Consider the following 8252-nt stretch of genomic DNA (forward strand, 5'->3'; position numbering starts at 1 on the left):
TCTTTTCCGCTTCACTGGCGATACGATCGACAAAAGGAGCGGTTTTTGGCAAAGATTGTCCAACACCTGCCATTTCCGTTAGTTGGCTGGTTAAGCCCGCCGTTAACATCGATGAGACAATGCTGAGAACATTCTTTGAAGAGCCAAGCTCATGCAAGGCGCCGGCAATGTTGCCGCGATTATTGACAAGAGCCACAGCGCTTTTGTTAATCAGCGCTTGGACACCAGCCTGTATCGCCGCATTCATGGCCGTACTCGAGCCAAGCCCCAAAGCACCGGTAATGGCACTGGCAGCGCCAGAGGCTGCTCCACCCGTAACCGCCGTGACAGCCAATGCCACGAGAGCCGCACCGGCTTCTGTCAGCCCTTGGGCTTTATAATCCCAGTCTTTAAATTCAGCCTTAACTGCTTGCCAATCCACTTGCTTGGATAATTCTGGATCATCACGCAGTTGCTTGATCCATGCCATGCCTGGAGAGCGAGACAATTGCTCAAGGGATTTGTCTAAATCACCGGTTGCCTGATACTCAACAACGAAGCCATCACCCGCATCAAGCTTTATGCCACCCTTAGCATCTATGGTGACATGTTCGATGGTCTCCTTAAGGTAACCTTTATCGCTCTCACTCCACCACACAAGGTTTTCATTACGCTGATAAACGTCCTTAAAATCTTGATCCTTGTTGGTCAGAAACTTGATCTTCCCCGTATCTGATGCCAAATGCGTCTGACCACCACTTGATAGCCCTGCCGCATCAAGCGTGAGATCCCCATTTTGCGCATGCATGGAGAGGTTGCCCTCTGTTTCTATCGTGGTTTTGTTTGTAGTAACTTCTGTTGATTGTTGACGAAACTTATTCTTTTGCTTCGATTTGTCGCCTTCTTTGCCCCTCAGATCCAAATCAAAACTGTTAAAATCTTGCTCTGAAATCGCGTTGAGAGCGCCACCACTGGTGAAATCCCCATTGCCCTTGGCTTTAAACTTTCCCCCAAGGTTAAGTTCACCACCTGTGACAATGGTCAAATCTCCATCACTGTTGACTTCTGTCAAACGGTGCTCACTGCTTTGGGCGTTATAATGCCCTTTTTCCAATGTCTCCTTATGGTCACTCTCTAGCACTAATGAACCAAACGTAGCAGAACCATCGACAATCACCGTCATCGGACCGCCACTGCTCCATTGGCCACCAGTCATGCTTAAATCGCCAAGGGAGTGAATGTTTAAATCCTGTATAGAAATGATTTGAGCCTGCTGCCCGCTCCGATCAACAAAACCATATTCATTCGTGTCACGGATTTTTGCAGTACCATCAATGATTGTCTTCGCATTGAGGGTGATGATATCCCCCAGAATAACCCCTGAAGAGTTGGCTAAAAGATCGCCACTGCTGAGATCTACAGCACCGCTGCCAAGCAAAAAACCACCATTATTGAACAAAGTTTGCGTAGTCGAAACATGCAATGCACCATTACTTGATATGGTGCCACTATTGGTAAGACGGTCCGTCTCTATAGTGACGCCATTGCCTTTCAAACGTGCACTGGCAAGGTTTCCTTGCTGCGTTTTTGCCCCATAAACATCTTGTGCTAAAGAAGTGTTTGGCGCCAAATAAACGTGGGGCACTAAGACCTCTTGTCCGTCGACAAGGTGAGTTTCAAGCCAGATCATATCCTTTTTGATCCCAGCAATCTGCTGAGGCGTTAAGGGCTTGCCTAGCACTAACCCTAAAGGACCTTGCTGCTCCACAGCATTGTCATAGAGCCTTTGCATTTGAGCATTGGGATCTTCAACATCAAGAAGAGTGCGATTGCCTGTCAGCTCAAAGATTTGCTCACCCACCAGACGATATTCAAAATAAGCATCCCCCAATCTTTTAAACACGTGCTCAGGCTTATAATTGCCAATCTTTTTTAAGTAATAGTCCGATCCTAAAAATTTACTTGGGTTGATAAAATCTGGACGCGTCTCGACTAAAAATGGCACATCCGGTGTTTGGGTCTGAGCCAATTCTGTCTTGACAGAGTTAAGCCCATCTTGCGTTGGCACTTGTATGGATTCTGGTGCGGGTGTTTTTGTGCTTGGTGCAAAAAGCCCTTTGTGCCCTTTCAAACCATTGATAATCCCATCTAATCGATCATCACTAATCAGTGGTTTGGAACCGTCAAAATCGGTGTTTTTAACACCAGCCAACCCTTTATCGCCAGAGCTTAAGCCAACTTGCTCAACCCCCTCACGCACCGCATGATTGTCAATATAGCCTGTCAACTTGGCATCAAGCGTGCCACCAGCTTCAATCGTGCCATAAACAGCATCATAAGTGCGTTTGAGTGTTTGGGTAAAAGTAGGACCATCCCATTCTTCTGCACCTTGCCCTATACATGCTGGATTTGTGGCACTACATTGCTTATATCTGTAGCGTGTTTCAGTTACAATCTTGGTTGTTTCAATTAAATCACGCCCCTCATTGAGCAGCGTATCACCCTGCATCTCAATGTTGCCATTAGCAGCAATCAAACTATAGCTATTGCGGATATCACCGGCATGGACCGTGAGATGACGCCCTACCAAAATCTGTGCCGCATTATTGGTAAAATGAGGCTGCTGACGAATAATCGTAGTGTCGATATTTTTCTTGATCCTTGTGTGTTTATCAACATTTGGGATATTTTCCCATTCTCCTCGCACGTAACTGTGAGAAACCACTTTATCGCTAACTTCAACTCCACCTTCACGCATGTTGGTAAGCGCTGAGACATCGAAGGTCATATCGCCTGACACGGCTTCTAAAAGACCCGAGCTGTTGATCACATGACCAGCCCGCTCTCCACTTAAACCACGGATGATGAGATTGTCTTCAGCAATGACATCGGCAAACTTATTAATAAAATCCCCATCTAAGGAGAAAATGGCAGATTTCTTGGCATAAATCAGCCCACTATTACTCAGATCAGCGCTCACATTGAGCGCAACCCCATCACCACTTGAACCAATACTGCCGGCATTGTCCAAAACATCTGCGGTTAAGACAAAAGCACCACCACTTTTGAGAACACCGTCTTCACCATTTAAAACCAGAGCAACTTGCCCCAATGACGGATCATGACTTTTTGCCACAAGCGTAAAACTGTCACTGGCTAAAAGCTGACCGGAATTGGCTAAAGACCCAAGCTTCGCATCAACAACACTGCCCACCATAATACCGGAATTGCTTAAAACATCATGACTGTTGAGAGTCAGTACCCCGCCTTGCGCTTCCACAAGCCCAGTTTGGGTGAGTGTGCCTGCCTTCAGCGTTACATCATAGGCGCCAACCTCACTTGTCTCGCCCATTGTCAATATGCCATCACTGGAAAGCTCTATCCGCTTTTTAGAGACAATGCGCCCCGTTTGGCTGAGATTTGTTTGCGCATGCAAAGCAATGGTATCATTGCTTTCTATTGTGCCACTATTGCTTAAATCACCGTGGCTGGTCAGTTGAAGGTCACCACGCTCAATCTCTATGTGCCCTGCTTGGATCACACTATCAGCAACAATATTGACTGCCCCTTGCGTAGAAATGAGACCATCAACATTCTCAAAACTGCCCACATCAATGCGCAAACCATCCCGCGCTAAAACATGCGCACCTTCATCATGTGTAGCGTTTTGTTGCTCTGAATTTGTCGTTTCAGCGCTTTTATTGACAAAAGACGTTGCAACAATCTTCATCTCACCGGCTAAAGCACTGAGAAGACCAGCCTCATTATTTATATGACCAGCACGTGTCTCTTTCAGCCCACCAATGCTGAGAGCCTCTTCTGCAATCATTCTGCCCTGTGTGTTGGTTAAATCACCATCACTGAATACGTCCATAGATTTTTTGGCGTAAATCAGCCCACTATTGCTGACATTCCCTGCCACATTGAGGGCAACATTCTCACCACTAGAGCCAAGCACACCGGCATTGTCTAATTGCCCTGCGGTCACAACAAAAACGCCACCACTTTGAAGGACACCTTCGGATGTATTCTTCAGAAAGGCTTGTTGCGGATCGGCGCCTTCTTGTGTGCTTACCATCAAATGCAAATCATCGGTTGCAATAAACGTCCCTTGATTGGTAAATGCACCAATATGAGCATCGACACTCTCACCGCGCATTGTGCCGCTATTTGCGACCCCATCACGCACTTGAAGGGTTAATGCTCCTTCTTGGGCTTCCACAGTCCCTGCTTGGGTTAAAGCATCAGCACTTAAAACCACATCATAACTTAAAATCGTGCTCTCTTGAGAGGTTGTGAACATGCCCCCCGCTGTCAAGGCAACCTGCTGCATACTGATAATATCACCCGTGTGATTGAGGGCACCATGGGCATCCAGCGTTATCTTCCCATTGGACCAGACAGTGCCTTCTTGGATCAGGGCACCGTGATGCGCATAAAGGTCAACTTTTTGCTCTGCCACTAAGCGCGCGCGTGATGTAAGCTCTGCTGCTTCCACCAAAAGAGAGCCGCCGGCGCTATAATGTCCAGCGCCTACAGTGAGCCCATCATCGGCGCTCAAGACAATATTCCCCTTGGCACCAATATGATTGTTTAAAGCGCTGATTTGATTGGTTTTAATGGTCAGATCGCCAAGGGAAGAAACCCCTGTTTGATCATTGTCTTGCATGCGGCTCAGATCAATTGTTGCTGCTTGGATCTCTAAAAGATCACCGGCGGCTATCCGCCCATTCCCCGCCTCAAGCTTTGCTGCCTGTAAATGCAAAGAACCCGTCGCTGACTGTTGACCATCACTCCCAATACCGCTTGCTAGAAGAGCATGAGACTGGAGCTTGATCAGATCGGCGTGCACATCAACAGCACCGCTTGCCGCAACGCGAGCTTGCTCAGCCAGTTCAACATGTTTCAAAGCCTTCAGTTCAACTGCTTCTTCTGAAAAAAGCAGATCTTTCACATGCACACTGTCGTGGTGAGAACGCGCTTTTACTGCTCCTTTGGCGCGTGCTTTAGAAATCACCAGCTTGCCATCACTTGTCAATCTCATGGCGCCTGCATTGGCAACCATGTCTCCGCGCATCTTAACGCCCGCACCTTTATCATTGGCAATCACGCGGATCTGCCCCGCATACATTCCACCAAACTCACTGGAATCAATCGCCAATTCCGGCTCTTTGCCATCAGAACCAAGAGAAGTTGCTTCGCGTTTGTCATAATCAAAATGATTGCGCCCCGCGATAACAGCCAAATCTCCTTTGACCTGTATGGGACCCCCGACACTGATCTTGCGCGAAACAAGATCAAAAATATCTAATGAACTCCCATCAGCCCCACGAAAACCTATGGTGATATCTCCACCCTCAACACGCAACCCAGTCAAAGCGCCATCGGCTCCAATAATCGGTTGTCCAGTCGATAAAGTCACCCGTGGTGTATTAATAAAGCCACAACCGTTACAGGTAATCCCATTGGGGTTGGCGATAATAACATCCGCCATATGCCCATGTACTTCGCTCACGCCTTCAAGACGCGAGCGATTGGCACTCACCACTTCATTAAGGATAACCTTTGCTGCACCGCTATAACGCAAATTGCCGTTGCCTGGCACCAATCCCCCAAGCTGTGAACGCGAAACCTCCTCAGTCGAATTGTTCAAAATCACGCCATGGGTATCAACATTGAAACTGTCATATTTGTTATGAGAAAGACCCTGTCCATTGGGGCGCACAATATCAATCAGCGGCACATCATTGCCGGCTTTCCCCACCGTGGGGCGGAAAACAGAGCCAACCCCATCAGCTGCTTTTATCCCTTGGCTCTCTTGTGCAACAGGACTTCGCGCTCCAAGCGCCTGTGCTTGCAACAACAAAGGCTGAAAAGCTAAGCAAAAGCTTAAAACCAGTGAAAGCCCCTTATGGATCCCTCGCTGCAAAACACAAAGAACGCGCTGCCATAGCTTGTATCCATATCCCAATCTATGCTTTTGATTTTTCAATCCCCGCATCTTCAGCTCCTCATAAAATTCTTTATCTCTTTAAAAAAACAACCCATATGGGTATAAACAGCGCAGCGATATTTTTACCACCCCTTTGCTCTAAAATCTCAATAATGCCCGCACTTGAAATAACCCTGTCGCATTTCCCTTTTCTCGCACTGTCGATTGGGTTAAAATATTCGAATAAGACACATCAATATCCGTAATGTCTCCGGTTGCATGGAAACCAAGAGTTGCCCCAACGAGGCTCCCGCCAAAACTGTTTTTGTTTACATCATTGGCCACGGCCCCCAGATCAAGCGCCATATAAGGGGCAAATTGGCTCATAAATTTACGCCCCATTCTCGAAGAAAAACCTGGCAACAACAGCGACAATTCATTGCGCCAAAACGCCCCATTATTGCCGTAATAAATCGCCTCACGCACCCCGCGCACAGAGGAACTACCACCAAGCGATATTTGCTCTGAACTAAACAACGTGTCGGGTGATAATTGTCCTGAAAACAGCGTGTTATAGCGAAAGTTATACTGTTTGAGCGAAAAAGAACGCACGTAGCCTAGGGAAAAAGACAATTTGGAAAATTGCCCTTTGGGTGAATTTTTTGTTGCATTCTCTTGCTCTTTATCATCATAAGCGCCAAGAATTGCCAACCCTTTATGAAACCCTATATGCGCGCTTAATTCTCCTCCAAGCCACTTGCGCGAATGATCAAGCTCAAAGGTTGCAATAGCTAGTTTACGGCTTGAAACATCAACTCGACTGCCCATAATAAAATTATCAGAATATTTCCATGTCAACCGTCCTGTAACCCAGGTCTTTCCCTCTTGATCACGGTCGATAACCCGTGAAATCCACGGTGTCAGCGATAAAGACTTGCCCGCAGTCATAATATCGGAAAATATTCCCTTAACACTCGAATGATATTGGCTCCACGTCCCATCAAAACCTGTTGTCCAAGTGCCATAGGGTAGAGAAAATGATCCCGTTAGAGTATCACTATTGGGGCGCTTGTGAGAAAAATGATACGGACTACCATCCATAGAGCGCTGATAGCTAAACGACCATTGATCATTGATCCCCAACAGATCATCAAAAGAAAGGCTCAAGCGCGTTTGATAAATTCCTGTTGCTTTAGCACCAAGATTATCGCTGGAAAGCGTAATAAGCCAAGGTTTCTGTTTTTCAATATGAACATCGAGTATCGAACCACCCGAATTGCTACCCGCACCAAGATTAATGGTGGCTTGGCGTGAGAAAAGCCGATTGATTTGATCAAGCCCTTGCTCTATCTGGCGCAGATTGGTCGGCTTCCCAATAAGATTTGGAAAAGCCGTGGTGATTTCTCCTTGAAGTCTCCTCTCAACTTTATGCCCATCCAGAGTGATATCTTCCATCACACCCTCAACTACAACAATCTTGAGATGACCGCCGCTTAAATCTTGCTCAGGCAAATAAGCCCGCACCGCAATATAGCCGCGCTTCATATAAAGCTTGGTCACCGCTTTGAGCACTTTATTGATTTCGGCAATCCCCAAACACCGTCCTTCCCAAAGAGAAATGGCTTCATGAAGGTCGGTGTGAGAAATCAACTGAGCACCAACAAATTCAATGCTTTTGATCAGCAAACAGGTTGTACCAGATGAAGCACCATAGGCAGATGTGGTATCATCGTCTGGCAAAAATATCCCATGTGTTTCGTTTCTACGGTGCAATCGTTGAAAACGCTGTTGTTGTGTTTGTTGTCGTTGGATGCTCTCTGATTGATTAATCGCTTTCTCACGAATGTTTTGGGCAAAACTCGGCAACGAGAAAAGGCACAAAATAGCCGCAAAAACAAAAGTGAAAAAAAATCTATGCATTCATTGTGCCCTCAAAATGAGCAACAAAATGAACCATATCGTCAGCGTCACAGAAAAAATCGCCAACCGCGTAACAATTTTTTAATTTTTTGATGAGAATAATACTTATAACATCTGAGAGAAAAGCATAGACTGTACTGTATACACCTGCTTTATGTGTTGTGCAAACCATATCATTTCCCCCGCTTTTGAAGATTTTACAATGACACTGTTAAATGACAATCATACACTCTATATGCTTCTTAATTTTAAGGTGTTGCATGTAATATAATTTTGAGCTTCAAGTAAAGACTGTTATTCATAGAATAGACCAAATTTATTGGAACTGTTACATATTAGAGACAACAAGAAACACTCCATTATTATCGCTTGATAAGAAAAATAGCATGACAATCGCTTATTTACTAAAATAAGAAAAAAA

3 protein-coding genes are annotated in these 8252 nt (G+C 45.9%); all 3 read right to left on the reverse strand.

What is annotated here, in order from left to right; genetic code table 11:
• The coding region (locus ACFIL7_RS04185; RefSeq protein ID WP_375683386.1) for a filamentous hemagglutinin N-terminal domain-containing protein at positions 1-5980 on the reverse strand (5980 nt) is incomplete at its 3' end.
• Positions 5981-6070: 90 nt separating this feature from the next.
• A complete protein-coding gene (locus ACFIL7_RS04190) occupies positions 6071-7831 on the reverse strand; it encodes a ShlB/FhaC/HecB family hemolysin secretion/activation protein (RefSeq protein WP_375683387.1) in 1761 nt (586 codons plus the stop codon).
• Positions 7824-8003: a hypothetical protein gene (locus ACFIL7_RS04195; protein WP_375683388.1), complete on the reverse strand. Its 180-nt coding sequence runs from the start codon at positions 8001-8003 to the stop codon at positions 7824-7826. Before ACFIL7_RS04195 ends, ACFIL7_RS04190 begins: the two co-directional genes overlap by 8 nt.
• Positions 8004-8252 lie beyond the last annotated feature (249 nt).

The organism is Bartonella sp. AP3QHHD, assembly GCF_042195765.1.
GTDB lineage: Bacteria > Pseudomonadota > Alphaproteobacteria > Rhizobiales > Rhizobiaceae > Bartonella.